Raw genomic sequence first — 17064 nt, forward strand, 5'->3', positions numbered from 1 at the left:
CCCATAGCATAAGCTAGTAAGACCCCTTGAAGAACACAAGGTTGATAGGTCAGAGGTGTAAGTGCGGTAACGTATTTAGCTGACTGATACTAATAGGTCGAGGGCTTGACCAATAAAAATATAAAATTCATGTGCAATTTTCAGAGAACAAACTCTGATTAATAATCCGCGATAGCTCAATGGTGGAGCACTCGGCTGTTAACCGATAGGTTGGAGGTTCGAGCCCTCTTCGCGGAGCCATAATAAACAGAAACATTTATGTTTCTGTTTATTTTTTTACTTTTAATAATTTTTGTAACTCTTTTGTAACCATAATTAATTATTTTGTAAAGAATTAATTATATTTTAATAATATAATTTAATCAAGGGAATAATTAAAGTGATTAAGGGGAGTTTAACAGATGAAAAGTAAAAGAGCCAATACGGTTAAAAAAGGTAGGAATTATAAACGTTCAAATAGATTAAAAAAGAATAAGATGAAGTTAAATAAATTAATAAGAGCAACAATAATAATATTTATTGCAGTTGTTATAAGTACAGTAGCTTTAAAATCACTTAATACTATGTCATTAGGTACAAATAAAGAAAATAACATAGATATTAAAGATAATATTAATATAATTAGTGATAACAAAGAAACCAATGAAGAACAAAATCAGTTAAAAGAAGAAAATATTAATGATAATGAATCAAACAATAAAAAAGTAGATTCTGATGAAATGGTGTACTTGCCATTACAAGAAGATATAAATGCTACAGATGCTAGAGAAGTCCAAAATAGATTAACTTATTGGAATTATCAAAGAGAAGATAACAAGAAAATTGCATATTTAACATTTGATGATGGGCCATCAGAATATGTTACAGATGAAATATTAGATGTTTTAAAAGAAAAAGATGTAAAAGCTACATTTTTTATATTAGGAAGTATGGTTGATAAAAATGACTATGCTAAAAGAGCCTTAAAAAGAATAGTTAAAGAAGGGCATGCCATTGGAAATCATGGATATTGTCATAGATATGATGTATTGTATCCAGGTGGAGTAGTTAATGCCGATGTATTTATGGATGATATGAAAAAGTCAGAAGATGCAATGAAAAAAGTACTAGGAGAGAATTTTAGTACAAAGGTTATAAGATTTCCAGGTGGACATGGTTCTTGGGATACATCAACTATAGATAGTGTTTTAGAACAAGATGGATATTCATATATTGATTGGAATACTCTTAATGGAGATGCAGAGGGGCAAGGATTAAGTCCAGATCAATTACTAGCTAGATTACAAGAGACTGTAACAGACCTAGAGGGAAATAACGATGTTATAGTAATTTTAATGCATGATACAGATGCAAAAGAAAGTACTGCACAATATTTAGGGAAGGCTATAGATTACTTAAAAAGTCAAGGATATGAATTCAAAACATTAAAATAAACTTAAATGTCGGATAAATAGTATAAACTATTTATTCGGCATTTTTTATATAAAGTATAAGCATAATAAAGAAAAAGTGAATATTTATATAAGTTACATTTAAATAGATATACTATATTTTCAAATTCATATTGTAGTAAAAAATAGAAAACATGTTATATAATTATATAAAATGGAGGTAGAAAAGTGGAGAAGATATTATTAATAGAAGATGAAGCTAGTATAAGAGGTTTTTTAAAAATAAATTTAAAAAGAAATAATTTTGATGTGTTGGAATGTGATAATGGGGAAGAAGGTATACAAATAGCATTACTTGAAAGACCAAAGATTGTTATATTAGATGTTATGCTACCAGGTATAGATGGATTTGAAGTATGTAAGATACTAAGAGAAAAAATAAGTGATATAGGAATAATTATGCTTACAGCAAAAGGACAGGATATGGATAAAATAATAGGATTAGAATATGGAGCAGATGATTATATTGTAAAGCCATTTAATCCTATGGAAGTTATATTAAGGATAAAGGCTATATTAAGACGCATAGGTAAGGAAGAGAAAGGAAACGAAATACTTGAAAATGGGCCATTTAAAATAGATTTATATTCACAGAAAGTTAGTAAGAATGATGTAGAGTTAGACTTAACACCAAAGGAATATTTACTTATGAAGTTATTTTTAGAAAATCCTAAAAAGGCATTTACTAGAGATGAGCTACTAAATATATTATGGGGAAAAAATTATTTTGGAGATTTAAAGATAATAGATGTTAATATAAGAAGGTTAAGAGCTAAAATTGAGAATGATTCATCTGCACCAAAATATATAGAAACTATATGGGGAACAGGGTATAGATGGAATGGTAAAGAAGATGAATAGTGTAAGGAGTAAATTAATAAAGAACTTTCTAATAGTAATTGTATCTACTGTAATAATATTAGATATATTTATGATAGTTTTCTTTAAGGAATACTACTATAAAAATAGACAAGACTTTTTAACAAATCAGATTGAATCATCAATAAATTTTTATGATAAGTATTTTTCAAGTCAGACATTAATACAAAATATCTATGACAATATAGATTCTTTTTGGAATAATATAAATGCACAAGTAGAAATATTAGATCCAAACGGAAAACTACTTATGGATTCTATAGGAATAAGAGATGATAAGTTACTACAAACTCCTGACATAGGAAAGGCTATTAATGGAGAAACTGCTAGATGGGTTGGTAAAAGTGATTATTATCATGGAAATATAATGATTGTATCTCATCCTATAATAATAAATGGTGAATTAAATGGAATAATAAGAGTTATATCTTCGTTAGAAGATATAGATAATACAATAAATGCTTTTATAATATTGTTTTTAATAATATCTTCAATAGTTATATTAATAGGATTGATATTGAGTATATTAATGGCAAAATCAATAGTAGATCCTATTAAATCAATAACTAAAGTTGCTAAAAAGATGGCAAGTGGAGATTTAAAGATTAAGAGTTCAGTATATAACAATGAAGAAATAACTCAATTATCTAATACATTAAATTACATGGCATCAGAGATAGAAAAGAGAGAAAAATTAAAAAATGAATTTATATCTTCAGTTTCTCATGAATTAAGAACTCCACTAACTGCAATTAAAGGTTGGGTTATTACTTTAAATGATGATGAGACAGATAAAGAAACATTAAAAATGGGATTTGATATAATTGAAAAAGAAACTGATAGGCTTACGCTTATGGTTGAAGAGCTATTAGATTTTTCTAAGCTAGTAAGTGGGATAGTTCATCTTAATAAAAGAAATGTTGATATAAGAAGCTTTGTAACTCATATTGAAAATTATATGAAACCTAGGGCAGTAAACGAAGATATAGTGTTTAATGTAGATATTAGTAATAATGTATCTAAAGGATTTTTTGATTACAATAAAATGAAACAAGTTTTAATAAATATATTAGATAATGCATTTAAATTTACTGATAAAGAAAGAAAGGTAAGTTTATTTGTAGACCAAAATGAAAGTGATATAAAATTTACTATTATAGATAGTGGAGTAGGAATAAGTGAGGAAGAACTGCCTAAAGTAAAAGAAAAATTTTATAAAGGTAAAAATAGCAATTCACAGAATGGAATTGGATTATCCATATGTGATGAAATAATAAAACTTCATAAGGGAACTTTCAATATAGAAAGTGAACTTGGAAAAGGAACATCAGTTAAAATTACTATTCCGAATATTAAGGAGGAAAAGTAGTATGAGATATAAGTTGTTTGTAGTAGTTCTTATCCTTAATATAATATTTATAGGATGTTCAAAGTCAAATAATTTAGATGATATACTAGTAGATAATACGTTTAAGTATAGTGGAACATGGATAGTAGAAAGTTATTCTAGTATATCAGAAGATGAATATAATGAAGCGGAAGATTTAACAGGAAAAGAAGTTCAAATAAAAAAAGATTCTATAAAAATATTTAATTCTTTAGTTGCAAACGTTAGATATAAGCTAAAGGTTGTAGATAAGAGCTATGTAATATCATATGAAAACAATATTACTGCAGAAAGATTTATGGAATCAAAAGATAGAGTAGATATTATTTCGGCTATAGATAATAATATAACTTTATGTGAATTTATAATTTTAGATGATGATAATATAGTTATGATATATAGGTCAGACTTAATATATTTAAAAAAGATTAGTAGTGATACAAATTTTACTGTTAATAATGGAAATATAATCAATGATAATTCTATAGATGATAGTAATAATAGTGATGTTGGTGTTATGATTGGACTAAAAAAACCAAGAATGTTAAATGAAGATGGTAGCTATACTCAAGATGAATATAGAACTATTTGGATAAGTTATAAGAATGACTATATAAATGCTATATATGAAAAAGAGAATATTATATTTCCGAGAATAAATGGTATTTGGTCTATAAAATTTAAATATGATGAGATAGACAATAAACATTTTGATTACTTTGAGGTAAGTACCTTAGAAGGAAAAATAGTTAGTAACAGTGAATATAATAAAGAGGTAAGTACTTATAAAAGTATTAATTTTATAGGAAATGATTATATAGCGTTAGAAAGTTATAGAGGAGATAATTTTATAAATGAATACCATGATTATAAAATAATACCTGTAGATAATATTAACTCTAATGATGGATTAACTATAGAACAGCTTTTTAATAAAGATATTAAAGAGTTATATGATGCTGACTTTAAAAAGGCTTATGAAAATATAACAGATGAAGATAAAGAAGATTATAAAAATACAGTAGATTATACTAATATAACTATGGATAGACATGATGGTAAATGGATATTAAAAGGTAAAATAACATCGGTCAAAGAAAATGAAGATGGTAAAGATTTTAGTACTTCTATAGCTCCAAATACAAAGTTAATTAATTTTAACTCTTTATTAGTACCATGGAAAATATTAAAAGGAGAAGTACCTTTTTTATCAGATGCATATACTTCACCTAATGGAGAAATAGCAATAGTTAAATATAAAAATTATTTAACTGTATATAGAATAGAAGATGGGCACTTGCAAGGTTCACCATTAATAAATATACCAATGAAGGAAAATGAAGAAATAATAATGGCAGAATGGTGCACTAGTGGATATGTAGATGAATGGCAAAAAGCTTTTAATGATGGAAGCGAGATATATATAGAGGAGGAATAGAATGTTATCAAGAGAAGTAGCACAAAGAGTTTTAGGAAGGTGTTTAATTACAGGAGGAGATTTTGCAGAAATATTTGAAGAGGATACTATAAATAATACTATAGGAATTCTTAATGGAAAAGTTGAAAATTCTGTTGGTGGAAGAAGCTATGGAATAGGAATAAGGATATTTAAAGGGTTAAAAAGCGTATATGCTTATACAAATAACAATAGTTTATCATCATTACTTAATGTTGCTTATAAAGCAGCATTAGCTCTTGGAGAAGCCAAGGAAGAAAAAAATATAGTATTAGACTGTACAACTATCAAAGATTCACATCCAATTATACACATGCCATCTAGCATTGATATAAATAAAAAGATTGGTGTTATGAAGATAGCTTATAATGCAGCCAAAGATTATAGCAGCGAAATATCACAAGTTGGGGTAAATTATATAGATAAAGAGCAGAATGTTTTAATCGCAAACACTGAAGGGTTATATGTAGAGGATAAGAGAGTTAGAACAAGACTTGCGATTAATTCAGTAGCATCTCTTAATGGAGAAAATCAAACTGGATTTGAAGGACCAGGAGCTCATATGGGATTTGAACTTTTTAATCATATAAATCCAGAGTATTATGGAAAAGAAGCTTCAAGAATAGCATATACAATGCTTCATGCTAAAAATTGTCCAGCAGGTAAAATGACGGTAGCTATAGATAACGGATTTGGTGGAGTTATATTCCACGAAGCTTGTGGACACTCATTGGAAGCAACTGCTGTAGCAAAAGGAAATTCTGTATTTACTGGAAAGCTTGGTGAGCAAATAGCTTCAACAAAGGTCACAGCTATTGATGATGGTACAATTCCTAATGCATGGGGTTCATTAAACATTGATGATGAAGGTAATAAAACTCAAAAGAATGTTCTTATTGAAAATGGTATTTTAAAATCTTATATGATAGATAGATTAAATGGTAGAAGAATGGGGATGGCTCCAACAGGAAGTGGAAGAAGACAAAGTTATAAATTTGCTCCAACTTCAAGAATGACTAATACTTATATAGATAACGGTGAGGATTCACCAGAAGAAATAATAAAATCAATTAAAGATGGATTATATGCTAAGAAGATGGGTGGAGGTTCTGTAAATCCAGTAACAGGAGAATTTAACTTCGCAGTATCTGAAGGATATATAGTTAAAAATGGTGAAATACAAGAACCAGTAAGAGGAGCTAGCTTAATAGGAAAAGGTAGCGAAATACTTATGAATATAGATATGGTAGGAAATAATATGACACAAGGTCAAGGAATGTGTGGTTCATCATCAGGAAGCATACCTACAAATGTTGGGCAACCAATGATAAGAGTAAGTGAAATAACTGTAGGTGGAAGATAGGGGGGATATTTATGAAATTAAATCAATTTGTTAATGAATTATTTGATAAAGCAAAAGAAGTTGGATTTGCTGAGTGTGAAGTATATTATGTTGATAGGGAAAGTCTTAGTATAGGAGTATATAAAGGTGAAGTTGAAAAATATAATTTAAATAACTCCTATGGACTATCATTTAGAGGAAAGATAAATGATAAAATAGGATATTCATATACTGAGATATTAGATAAAGAAGCTATAGATATGCTTGTAAGAAGTGCAAAAGAAAGTGCGTTAGCTGTAGAGAGTGACGATATTCAGTTTATATATGAAGGAGATAAGGAATATAAGGATGTTAGCACTTATTATCCTGCATTAGAAAATATAGAAGCTGATAAGCTTATAAATATAGCACTAGGAATGGAGAGAGAAGCTAAGGAGCTTTCAGATAAAGTAACTAGCTTTAGTGGATGTTCAGTTAGTTATAGTTCTGGAAAATATGGAATAATTAATACAAAAGGATTAAATTTAAAAAATAAATCTAATATATTAACTGCGTATGTTGTACCTATACTTACTATTGATGATAAAATGTATGATGGTTTTGGATATGTAGTAGCAAAATCTTTAGATGAAGTTGATGTTAAGAAGATAGCAAAACAAGGAATAGAAGAGGCTTTATCTAAAGTAAATGGAAAGAGCATTGAGTCAGGTAGTTATCCAATAGTAATAAAAAATGAAGCAATGGTATCTTTACTTTCAACTTTTGCAGGAGTATTTAGCGCAGATGCAGCTCAAAAAGGATTAAGTTTATTAAAAGATAGAGAAGGAGAAGTTATTGCAAGTTCAAATGTATCTTTAGTAGATGATCCACATTTACAAGATGGATTAGCAACTGTAGGATTTGATGATGAAGGAGTAGCAACTAAGAAAACATATTTAATAAAGAATGGTAAACTAGAAACTTTACTTCATAATTTAAAAACAGCTAATAAAGCAGGAGTTAAGTCAACTGGTAATGGATTTAAAGGATCTTATGCTTCACCTATATCAGTTTCTCCAACTAATTTTTATATTGAACCAGGAGATAAGGATTTTGACGGAATAATATCATCAATAGATAAAGGGTTAATAATTTGTGATTTTGCAGGATTACACTCAGGTGCTAATTCAATAACTGGAGATTTCTCTTTAGCAGCAAAAGGATTCTATATAGAGAATGGCAAAAAAACATTTCCAGTTGAACAAATAACTATAGCAGGTAACTTCTTTGATATGTTAAAAAATATTGAAGAAATAGGAAATGACTTATTATTCCCTATGAGTAGTGTAGGAAGTCCGTCTATTAAAGTAAATGGCCTTTCAGTAGCAGGAGAATAATTATTTACAATATATGTAAAATAATATAAAATTAAATTAAGGATCTGTCATATAGCTATTTATAAATTAAATACATATTTATAAATAGCTATAAATTTTTTATTGAGGTATTATAGTATGAAGCATTTATTTATTATTAATCCTATTGCAGGTAAGGGAAATGCAATTAGGTGTAAAGAAATAATAGAAAAATATTTTGAAGATAAAGATGACTACTATGAAATTATAACTACTGAAAGACCGGAAGAAGCTACAGATGTCGTCAAAAATTATGATTATAGTGAAGAATGTAAGGTCTATTCTGTAGGAGGAGATGGAACTCTAAATGAAGTTATAAACGGATTAATAGGAAAAAATGCATCTTTAGGAATAATACCAGCTGGATCAGGAAATGATTTTGTAAGAAGTTATTTAGATGATAGTGATTTAAGCAATATCATAAAAGATACTATAGAGGGTGAAAGTAAAGAAGTAGATGTTGGATGTATAAACGATAGGTATTTTATAAATATATCTGCAATTGGTTTTCCAGCAGATGTTAATTTGAATGCAAAGATATTTAAAAATAAACATATTATATCGGGGTCATTAGCTTATATATTAGGAGCATTAGTATCATTATTTAAGTTTAAATCTGAAAAAATAAAGTTTATAATAGATGGTGTAGAAAATACTGATGAAATGTTTTTAGTTGCATTAGCTAATGGTAGATATTATGGTGGAGGAATAGTTTTAGCTCCAGATGCTGAATTGTCAGATGGAAGTTTAGATTTTTATGGGATAAAAAAATCTAATCCATATAAAATTCTAAGATATCTAGTAGCTTTTTTAACTAAAAAAGATATTAGAAAATTTAAAGATACTTATTATAATAAATGTAAAACTCTAAAAATAATTTCTGAAAAAGAAATAATAAGTAATATAGATGGAGAAATAATAAAGTCTAATGAATTTAATTTTGAAATAATACCAAAAGGGATAAAGCTTATTGTACCTAAGAATTAAGGTATGGAGGGATAATAATGAAGGAATATAATTTAGTAATTATAGGGGCTGGAGCATCAGGACTTTTAGCTGGAATAGCAGCATTAGAAGAAAATATAGAAAATGTTTTAATAATAGAGCAAGAAGAGGATTTAGGTGGAAACCTAAACTTATTTATAAATAATGATTTTGGAGAATTTCATTTAGGAGAAAAGGTTCCAGGTCCGGAATTTGCTAGTATATTAATTACAACATATATTAGCTTGAATGGACAGTTTAAAAATAATACAAGAGTTTTAGAGATAACTGATGATAAAAAGATTAAGTATGTTAATCCTTATGAAGGGGAAGCAGAGATAATAGCCAATAAAATAATATTAGCTTCTGGATGTAGAGAGAAATACACAGGTAACATAATAGTGCCAATACATAAATATACAGGAATATTCTCAACGGCTGCAGCTCATAGATTAGTAAATTTTCAAGGTTTATTACCAGGAAGAGAAGTAATATTATCAGGTAATACAATGTGGACATATATATTAGCGAGAAGACTTGTTATTGAAGGAGCTAAAGTAAAAGGTATAATAACGTCAAGAGAAAGCGTAAATGAAGATTTAGCTAATATAATAGATGAATTTGATGTACCTGTTATATGTAATAGTGAAGTTGTCGAAGTTGGTGGAAGTGAAAGAATAGAGTGGGCTAGAATAGAAAATTATAGTGGAAAAGAGGAATCTAAAATTATAGAGTGTGATTCTTTAGTTCTTGCTATTGGATATTATCCAGAAATTGATTATTTAAAAAATAGTAATATTAAGATAAATGAAGACTCTTTAGAGATAGAAAATTATAAAACATCTATAGATGATATATATTGTTGTGGAACAATTATAAATGGTCGTAATGGATTGTTCAATAGTGGAGAAGATGGATATAAAGTTGGAAAAATAGTAGCATCACAAATGAAATAAAGTGCTTCGCACTTTATTTCAAGAACTCCTTTAACATAAGTTGATGTCCTTTAGGATTTAAGTGTATTCCATCGAGATAAATATTACTTTTTATATTGTTTTTTGTTAAAGAATAAAAATCAACATATTTACAACTATAATTATTACAAAGAGAAATGATATTTTCTCTTAATATTGGGAGTGAGGCTTTACAATAATCATATGTAGGTGATTCCATAAATAAATTATAAGCATCTTCAATAATTATATCTGGAGGTATTCCTATAATTATGTCAGAATTAATTAATTTTAAATCTTTAATCATTAATTCGATATTTGACTTTATAGATAATATGCTTCTATTACATAATAAATCATTTGTACCACCCATAATAAATACCTTTCTAGGGGTAAGGGATATTACATCTTTATCAAATCTTACAAGCATATCTATAGTAGTGCTACCATTAATACCTTTATTTATTATATTAAATTCAGAAGTACTAGCAATTAATTCAACCCAGCACTCTTTTTTATTTACTCCATAACCAAAGGTTAGGCTATCTCCTAAAAAAACGAAATTATCTTTCATTTTATATCTCCTTAAAATAACTTTGTAAAACAAGTTCTACATATAATAGTTTTTCCACCATCAGCTTTTACGCATGAATTAAGATCTACTGTCTTGTTACAAACAGAACAAACGCTATTTGAAGATTTAAGTTTTTCTTCTTTTTTCTTAATAGGAGCTTTAGTAGATTTTTTTAGTGAAGAATATAAGAGCTTATCTTTTCTATCAACATTTTCTATTAGTGAATAAGATAATGAGAATTTACTTTCTGCAAAAAGTTCAAGTTCAAACCTAGGATTTTCTTTATCATAAAATTCCTCTACAATTATTCTTCTTATTTGAGCATCATTTACTATTAAGCCGCTCTTTTCTATTCCGTCAAAGATACTTTTTGTAATATTAGCTGTATCTGGATGACGTTTTTCGCTTTTATAATAAACTTTTAAAATTGCAATTAATGATTCCTCAAAAACTATAGTTGGATTTTGACTTCTGGCATAGTAAGCTATTTCTTCTTCATATAATGCATATTTATCATGTGCCTTACCTGTATTGTAAGGAAGAATTGCTCTACCATCTTTATTATGTAATTTGAAATTTGACTTTGAAATTGGTGACCCTGGGACAATAACTTTAGCATAAGTATTCATATAAATCTCCTTAAAAATCCAAAAAATGAAACAAAAAATGATGAATAATTTGTTTAATAAGTATATAATATTCGTAATAGTTAGATGTAGTTCTAAATCTATACTAAAATATACAGTAGAAAGAATAAATTAACAAGTAATAGTTTGAATATAAATAATTGATGATATATAATACAAGTATTGTAAAAACAAGAAAAGAAGAGGTATATATATGGAAAAAAAATATATTTTATCTATAGAGTCAAGTTGTGATGAAACTTCTGCGGCAGTAGTAGTAGACGGTAGGGAAGTTTTATCAAATGTAATAGCATCTCAAATAGATACACATAAAAAATTTGGTGGAGTTGTACCAGAAGTTGCATCAAGAATGCATATTGAAGTAATAAGCGGAGTAGTAGAAGAAGCACTTCAAAAAGCAAATGTAACTCTAGATCAAATTGATGCTATAGGAGTTACATATGGACCTGGACTTGTTGGAGCACTTTTAGTAGGCTTACAATATGCGAAAGGATTAGCTTTTGCAACTAAAAAACCTTTAATAGGAGTAAATCACATAGAAGGACATATATGTGCTAATTATATACAGCATAAGGACTTAAAGCCACCATTTGTATCATTAGTAGTATCTGGTGGACATACGTTTATAGTTCACGTAAAAGACTATGGACAATATGAAGTAATAGGTCAAACAAGAGATGATGCTGCTGGTGAAGCTTATGATAAAGTAGCTAGAGCTTTAGGGCTTGGGTATCCAGGAGGTCCTAAGATAGATAAATTATCTAAGGAAGGTAATCCAAATGCTATTGAGTTTCCAAAAGCTAAATTCCAAGAAGACACATTAGACTTCTCATTTAGTGGAGTAAAATCTGCAGTATTAAATTATTTGAATAAGTGTAAAATGCAAAACATTGAAGTTAATGCAGCAGATGTTGCGGCTTCTTTCCAAAAAGCTGTAGTTGATGTATTAACTGAAAATGTATTATTAACTTGTAAAAGAAGAAAAGTGAATAAGATAGCTATAGCTGGGGGCGTAGCATCTAATTCAACCTTAAGAGAGAATTTAATAAAAGTTGCAGGAAAGAAAGGAATAGATGTATTATTCCCAGATATGATTCTTTGTACAGACAATGCTGCTATGATTGGTAGTGCTGCATATTATAACTTTATAAATGGGAAGGAAAATAACTTAAGTTTAAATGCTAAGCCAAACTTAAAGTTATAATTATACAAAAGAAAATAAGGGGGGATGGGAAATGAAGCTATTGCCATATTCAAATGGTTTAAGAAAAGTTAGCATGAAAAAAAATCGAACGCCTAAAGAGATTGCAAAGCTAATTTTAATAATACTTAGTATAATATTTGTAATAGGGTTTGTTTATCAAAAAATAAGCAATTTTATTACTAAGGAAACTTTAAGACAAAGAGTTGATTATACTACAGTAGATGATAGAAGAATGGACTATAGGTTAGAAGGAGAAGGGAACTATACTGTAGTTTTTGATGGAGGAATAGGAGGAAACTTAGAACAGTGGACACCTGTTGTTGATGAATTAAGTGACGATAATGTAAGTACATTTGTTTATAATAGAAGAGGTTATGGATATAGTGATTCAGGACCAGAAAGAACCCCAGAAGAGCAAGCACAAGATCTAAAAATATTACTTAGAAAGGCTGGAGCTCCAGAACCGTATATATTAGTAGGAGAGGGATATGGATCATTAGTGTTAACAAGCTTTGCAGAACAATTTAAAGATAGTGTTGCTGGTGTAATGTTGATAAATCCATTAGATGAATCATATATAGGATCAAAGGATTATAATAAGAAACAATTAATTACTAAAATAAGAAGAAATATTGAGAAAATAGGATCAAATTTTGGTTTGACAGAATTGTTAGATAAGTTAAATTTAGATGTTAGTTTAGATGATTTTGAAAATTCTATTTCAGGAGATCAGTTAGAGGAGTTTAAAGCACAAAGAACTAAAACAAAATATACAACTGCTGTATATAATGAAATGAACAACTTATCTAAAGGATTAAGTAGTAGCCAAAATCCAGGAGTATTTTCCGGAATACCATATTACTTAATGACTAATTCTGATGGAGAGAAGTTTAAAGATTTAGGAGATGAATCATTAACTAAAATTTATAAAACAGAATCAGAAACAACTTTTTCAGGTTTAAATAGCACAGAAAGTGTTGTAAATGGAATTAGATATATAGTTAAAGAATTACAAAGTAAACAAAGGTAGAAATAAAAAGATGGGCTTTATTAGCTCATTTTTTTTATTATTTTAATTTTGTCATATATTTGACACATTATAGGTTTATATTATAAATATAGAAAAAAGTAAGAGGAGTGTACATTATGGACAACGAAAATATTTATGATGCAGTTTATAAAGAAGAGAATTTGAATCAGAAAAATGAAAATAATAGCTATAATAGCGAAAGAATTAGAAAGCCAAGAAAAAAAGGTGGCGGAATGGGAAAAATAATTGCTCTAGTAGTTTCTTGTTCATTACTAGGTGGTGTTGCAGGTAGTGGATTAACATATGTTATGATGAATAACGAAGTAGATACAACTCAACAAAATACTGTAAGCAATGTAAACACTGCAGATGTTAGTTTTAAAAATGATAGTACATTATCTATAACAGAAGCTTTTGAGAAAGTTGCACCAGCAGTAGTAACTGTATCAACTAAGGGAGTTACATCAAATGGTTTCTTCCAACAACAATATGAAGGTGTAGGTTCAGGTTTTATTATAAATGAAGATGGATATATATTAACTAATTATCATGTTATTGAAGGTGCTTCAGAAATATCAGTTACTTTAAGTGATAACACAACTGTAGCAGCAAAGGTTGTTAATTATGATGAAAACCAAGATGTAGCAATGTTAAAGATAACAGATAGTGATGTTAAAATTCCAGCAGTAGTTGAATTAGGAGATTCAGATCAATTAAGACAAGGTGAATCAGTAATTGCTATAGGAACACCTTTATCAACTAATTTATCACAAACCGTTACAAATGGTATAGTTAGTGCATTGAATAGAAATGTTGAGACTGAGTCAGGAGTTATGCAAAATCTTATTCAAACAGATGCATCTATAAATCCAGGAAATAGTGGTGGACCATTAGTAAATACTAGAGGTCAGGTAGTAGGAATTAATACAATGAAGGCTACTGGTACTGATACTGAAGGTATAGGTTTTGCAATTCCTATAAACGATATAAGTGATAAAATAGAATCTTTATCAAAACCAATATTAAATCTTGGAATATCAATTAGAACAGTAGACGAAACATTAGCAAATAAATTAAGTATGGAACAAGGTTTATATGTTGTTGAAGTAAATGAATTCTCTCCAGCAGAAAAAGCAGGAGTAAAGCCGGGAGACTTAATTGTTAAAGTAGATGGTCAAAGAGTTAAAACTTTTGATGAATTAAAAGAAATTAAGAACTCAAAAAATGATGGAGACACTATTACGTTAGAAGTTATAAGAGATGGAAAAACTAAAACATTAAACGTAACTTTAACATCAGAGTAATTTATTTAATCAAATAAGTAACAATTAATAATTGAGATTACTGAAAAGAGCTAGCGAATGCTAGCTCTTTAATATATATTTTTTTAGTTCATAACTTTAAAGTTGTCATCTCTTAACTCAAAATTATCTTTAATTCCTGATGTAAGATATATTCCATTATCTTTAGTAACAAATATTGCATCTACACCATCTAATCCTTCTACAAATTTTATACCTTCATCAACGCCAAGGGCAAATACAGATGTAGATAATGCATCACCTGTAGTTGATTTATCGCTTATAATAGTTATACCAGCAATATTATTCTCATATGGATAACCTGTTTCTGGGTTTAATATATGATGATATTTAACTCCGTTAACTTCGATATATCTCTCATATACACCTGAAGTAACTATAGATTTATTTTTTGTAGAAATAGCACCTACTATTTCACCTCTAGTTGAAAAAGGATTTTGAATACCTATTTTCCAAGCATCACCTGAAACTTTTTCACCATGTGCAAATATATTACCACCAAGATCTATAATTGCACTTTTAACTCCTTCATTAGTTAACATCTTAGAAATAACATCTGCAGTATATCCTTTTGCTATACCACCTAAATCAAGCATCATACCAGGTCTAGTTAAAAATACAGTTTTGTTGTTTTCATCTACAATAACGTCTTTATAATTAGTTAATGGAAGAACTGCATCTATCTCATCCTGGGTTGGAATATCTTCTGTAGGACGATCTGGTATATTCCAAAGCTTAACTAATGGACCTATTGTTATGTCAAACTTACCATGAGAAAGATCTGAATAGTAAAGCCCTTCTTTAACTACTTCCATTGTATCATCAGATACTTTAACTGGTTCAATACCTGCATTTTCATTTATTTTATCTACTTCTGTACCTGCTTCATTTATACTTAATGTTTCTTCTAAATTTTTAACTTTATCAAAAACCTTATCAAGGATTGTTTCATCAGTAGAGTCATATAAAGTAACACTGATAACTGTACCCATTAGCATTTCAGTACGCTTTATAGGTTCTTGCTGAGTAGTTTGTTCATTTTTTTTAGTATTTTGACCACAACCAACAAGCATAAATACTAAGGACAAACATAAAAGTGATTTTGAATACTTTTTGAATTTAAACATATGTAATTTCCTCCTTTGAATAGAAATGTGTACGACGAAGTCAAACCTTTCACCAAAATGCTTCGCACTTTATTTTTATTGTTTACTAACTAATTATAAAATATAAAGAAAACATTAACAATATAAATAGATTATGTAAAAATTATTATGATAGATTATTAGTATAAATAGATAAAGAATTGTTTGAATGTGTAGACATTTTAACAAATAACTTATAGAATAATCTAGTAGTTATTTTTAATTTTAATAGATTAAAAAATAATTATAATTAAAAAGTAAAGAAATTAGAATTATATAAATATTAACCTTTAGATAAAATATTATCAATTTTGATAAATAATAGAGAAGAGGAATTTTTATGTTTAAAAGATGGGATTTTATCATTATTGCAATTTTAATGATTTTTTCTTTTTTACCAGAAGTTATTTTTGGATTTGTAGTAGGAAGAGATTTTGATCAGACTTATGCTGAAATTAGTATTAATGGGAAGATTGAAAAGACAATTCCATTAACTAACCATACAGGAGAAGAAATTATTGATTTTAAAAGTGACAAAGGTCATAATACAATAATTATAAATGGAGACAAGATAGGAATAATTGATGCAGATTGTTCTGATAAGGTTTGTATGAATCCAGAATATATAAGTAAACCTGGAGAGACTTTAGTTTGTTTACCACACAAGTTTATGATAGAAGTTAAAGGTAAAAAAAATGATGAAGATGAAGATATTATATTATCTCATTAGGGGTGAAGTTTATGCGAAAGACAAGTAAAATGGTGTATATTGGATTACTGGTAGCGCAAGCATTAGTTTTACATATATTTGAGAGAATGATACCAGTTCCTTTTGTAACTCCAGGTGCAAAGCTTGGGTTATCAAATTTAATAACAGTAGTAGCTTTATATACTTTAGAAAATAAAAGAGATGCATTTCTTGTAGTGTTTTTAAAACTTACATTATCTACAATGTTTGGTGGAAACCTATCATCATTTATGTATAGTGCTGCAGGTGGGGTTTTAAGTTTTTTTGCAATGGTATTAGTAAAGGAAAGTTTTAAAGAAAAAGTAAGTATTGTAGGAGTAAGTGCAACTGGAGCTATATTTCATAATGTAGGACAATTATTAGTTGCTTCATCAATAGTTCACAATATATCAGTTATGTTATATTTACCGGTACTATCTATAGTAGGTATAGGGACAGGAATCTTTATAGGGGTTACTGCTAATTATTTAGTAAGGCATCTGTCTAGATTACCTGTATTTAGATAAAAAGTGCGAGTCATTTTATAGTTAAAAGTTAAAATAGAAAAG

16 protein-coding genes, 1 tRNA gene and 1 rRNA gene are annotated in these 17064 nt (G+C 28.2%); 15 read left to right on the plus strand and 3 right to left on the minus strand.

All coding sequences use genetic code 11. The annotated features are described in order from the left end of the window. The 10 genes from LQE93_RS06555 to LQE93_RS06600 all read left to right on the plus strand — a co-directional run. Positions 1–113 (plus strand): 23S ribosomal RNA (locus LQE93_RS06555); the annotation flags it as partial. Positions 114–165: 52 nt separating this feature from the next. Then, a tRNA-Asn gene (locus tag LQE93_RS06560) sits at positions 166–240 on the plus strand. 161 nt (positions 241–401) lie between these two features. After that, the gene (locus LQE93_RS06565) at positions 402–1433 is read left to right on the plus strand and encodes a polysaccharide deacetylase family protein (protein ID WP_231072708.1); all 1032 of its coding nucleotides are present in this window, start codon (positions 402–404) and stop codon (positions 1431–1433) included. Between the two features lie 186 nt (positions 1434–1619). Continuing rightward, a complete protein-coding gene (locus LQE93_RS06570) occupies positions 1620–2312 on the plus strand; it encodes a response regulator transcription factor (protein ID WP_186838704.1) in 693 nt (230 codons plus the stop codon). Then, the gene (locus LQE93_RS06575; protein ID WP_186838707.1) at positions 2305–3699 is read left to right on the plus strand and encodes an ATP-binding protein; all 1395 of its coding nucleotides are present in this window, start codon (positions 2305–2307) and stop codon (positions 3697–3699) included. Before LQE93_RS06570 ends, LQE93_RS06575 begins: the two co-directional genes overlap by 8 nt. A gap of 1 nt (position 3700) precedes the next feature. Further along, positions 3701–5155: a hypothetical protein gene (locus LQE93_RS06580; protein ID WP_231072709.1), complete on the plus strand. Its 1455-nt coding sequence runs from the start codon at positions 3701–3703 to the stop codon at positions 5153–5155. A gap of 1 nt (position 5156) precedes the next feature. After that, positions 5157–6536, plus strand: coding sequence for a TldD/PmbA family protein (locus tag LQE93_RS06585; protein WP_231072710.1), 1380 nt, complete (start codon positions 5157–5159; stop codon positions 6534–6536). A gap of 11 nt (positions 6537–6547) precedes the next feature. Then, positions 6548–7891, plus strand: a complete 1344-nt coding sequence (locus tag LQE93_RS06590) for a TldD/PmbA family protein (RefSeq protein ID WP_231072712.1) — start codon at positions 6548–6550, stop codon at positions 7889–7891. 117 nt (positions 7892–8008) lie between these two features. Next, on the plus strand, positions 8009–8896 hold the full coding sequence (locus tag LQE93_RS06595) for a diacylglycerol/lipid kinase family protein (protein ID WP_231072713.1): 888 nt from the start codon (positions 8009–8011) through the stop codon (positions 8894–8896). 17 nt (positions 8897–8913) lie between these two features. After that, the gene (locus LQE93_RS06600) at positions 8914–9849 is read left to right on the plus strand and encodes an NAD(P)/FAD-dependent oxidoreductase (protein WP_231072714.1); all 936 of its coding nucleotides are present in this window, start codon (positions 8914–8916) and stop codon (positions 9847–9849) included. A gap of 13 nt (positions 9850–9862) precedes the next feature. Here LQE93_RS06600 and LQE93_RS06605 read toward each other — a convergent pair whose 3' ends face one another. Continuing rightward, positions 9863–10420: a GDSL-type esterase/lipase family protein gene (locus tag LQE93_RS06605; RefSeq protein ID WP_186838698.1), complete on the minus strand. Its 558-nt coding sequence runs from the start codon at positions 10418–10420 to the stop codon at positions 9863–9865. A gap of 11 nt (positions 10421–10431) precedes the next feature. Continuing rightward, positions 10432–11049 (minus strand): RusA family crossover junction endodeoxyribonuclease, encoded by a 618-nt coding sequence (locus LQE93_RS06610; protein WP_055265711.1) that lies wholly within the window; start codon positions 11047–11049, stop codon positions 10432–10434. Between the two features lie 211 nt (positions 11050–11260). Here LQE93_RS06610 and tsaD point away from each other — a divergent pair, with 211 nt between their 5' ends. The 3 genes from tsaD to LQE93_RS06625 all read left to right on the plus strand — a co-directional run bounded on the left by tsaD (position 11261) and on the right by LQE93_RS06625 (position 14605). Beyond that, positions 11261–12271 (plus strand): tRNA (adenosine(37)-N6)-threonylcarbamoyltransferase complex transferase subunit TsaD, encoded by a 1011-nt coding sequence (gene tsaD, locus LQE93_RS06615; RefSeq protein WP_055265709.1) that lies wholly within the window; start codon positions 11261–11263, stop codon positions 12269–12271. 31 nt (positions 12272–12302) lie between these two features. Further along, positions 12303–13301 carry an alpha/beta fold hydrolase gene (locus LQE93_RS06620; protein WP_055265707.1) on the plus strand — a complete coding sequence of 333 codons (999 nt, stop codon included), beginning with the start codon at positions 12303–12305 and terminating at the stop codon, positions 13299–13301. A gap of 116 nt (positions 13302–13417) precedes the next feature. Further along, positions 13418–14605 (plus strand): S1C family serine protease, encoded by a 1188-nt coding sequence (locus LQE93_RS06625; protein WP_231072716.1) that lies wholly within the window; start codon positions 13418–13420, stop codon positions 14603–14605. 83 nt (positions 14606–14688) lie between these two features. Here LQE93_RS06625 and LQE93_RS06630 read toward each other — a convergent pair whose 3' ends face one another. After that, entirely contained in the window at positions 14689–15750 is a 1062-nt protein-coding gene (locus LQE93_RS06630) for an FAD:protein FMN transferase (protein WP_231072718.1), read from the minus strand. A gap of 358 nt (positions 15751–16108) precedes the next feature. On the opposite strand from LQE93_RS06630, the gene LQE93_RS06635 reads away from it, so the two are divergent. Next, the gene (locus tag LQE93_RS06635; protein WP_186838693.1) at positions 16109–16498 is read left to right on the plus strand and encodes a NusG domain II-containing protein; all 390 of its coding nucleotides are present in this window, start codon (positions 16109–16111) and stop codon (positions 16496–16498) included. An 11-nt stretch (positions 16499–16509) separates the two neighbouring features. After that, entirely contained in the window at positions 16510–17022 is a 513-nt protein-coding gene (locus LQE93_RS06640) for a Gx transporter family protein (protein WP_055265699.1), read from the plus strand. Positions 17023–17064: the final 42 nt, after the last annotated feature.

Origin of the sequence: Clostridium sp. NSJ-145 (assembly GCF_021044725.1) — a bacterium.
GTDB classification, from domain to species: Bacteria; Bacillota; Clostridia; order Clostridiales; family Clostridiaceae; genus Clostridium; species Clostridium disporicum_B.

Bases quoted from the DNA above. Each gene is read 5' to 3' on its own strand.
- LQE93_RS06565 (WP_231072708.1), top strand. From the start codon at position 402: ATGAAAAGTAAAAGAGCCAATACGGTTAAAAAAGGTAGGAATTATAAA.
- LQE93_RS06575 (WP_186838707.1), top strand. From the start codon at position 2,305: ATGAATAGTGTAAGGAGTAAATTAATAAAGAACTTTCTAATAGTAATT.
- LQE93_RS06580 (WP_231072709.1), top strand. From the start codon at position 3,701: ATGAGATATAAGTTGTTTGTAGTAGTTCTTATCCTTAATATAATATTT.
- LQE93_RS06585 (WP_231072710.1), top strand. From the start codon at position 5,157: ATGTTATCAAGAGAAGTAGCACAAAGAGTTTTAGGAAGGTGTTTAATT.
- LQE93_RS06590 (WP_231072712.1), top strand. From the start codon at position 6,548: ATGAAATTAAATCAATTTGTTAATGAATTATTTGATAAAGCAAAAGAA.
- LQE93_RS06595 (WP_231072713.1), top strand. From the start codon at position 8,009: ATGAAGCATTTATTTATTATTAATCCTATTGCAGGTAAGGGAAATGCA.
- LQE93_RS06600 (WP_231072714.1), top strand. From the start codon at position 8,914: ATGAAGGAATATAATTTAGTAATTATAGGGGCTGGAGCATCAGGACTT.
- LQE93_RS06605 (WP_186838698.1), bottom strand. From the start codon at position 10,420: ATGAAAGATAATTTCGTTTTTTTAGGAGATAGCCTAACCTTTGGTTAT.
- LQE93_RS06610 (WP_055265711.1), bottom strand. From the start codon at position 11,049: ATGAATACTTATGCTAAAGTTATTGTCCCAGGGTCACCAATTTCAAAG.
- tsaD (WP_055265709.1), top strand. From the start codon at position 11,261: ATGGAAAAAAAATATATTTTATCTATAGAGTCAAGTTGTGATGAAACT.
- LQE93_RS06620 (WP_055265707.1), top strand. From the start codon at position 12,303: ATGAAGCTATTGCCATATTCAAATGGTTTAAGAAAAGTTAGCATGAAA.
- LQE93_RS06625 (WP_231072716.1), top strand. From the start codon at position 13,418: ATGGACAACGAAAATATTTATGATGCAGTTTATAAAGAAGAGAATTTG.
- LQE93_RS06630 (WP_231072718.1), bottom strand. From the start codon at position 15,750: ATGTTTAAATTCAAAAAGTATTCAAAATCACTTTTATGTTTGTCCTTA.
- LQE93_RS06635 (WP_186838693.1), top strand. From the start codon at position 16,109: ATGTTTAAAAGATGGGATTTTATCATTATTGCAATTTTAATGATTTTT.
- LQE93_RS06640 (WP_055265699.1), top strand. From the start codon at position 16,510: ATGCGAAAGACAAGTAAAATGGTGTATATTGGATTACTGGTAGCGCAA.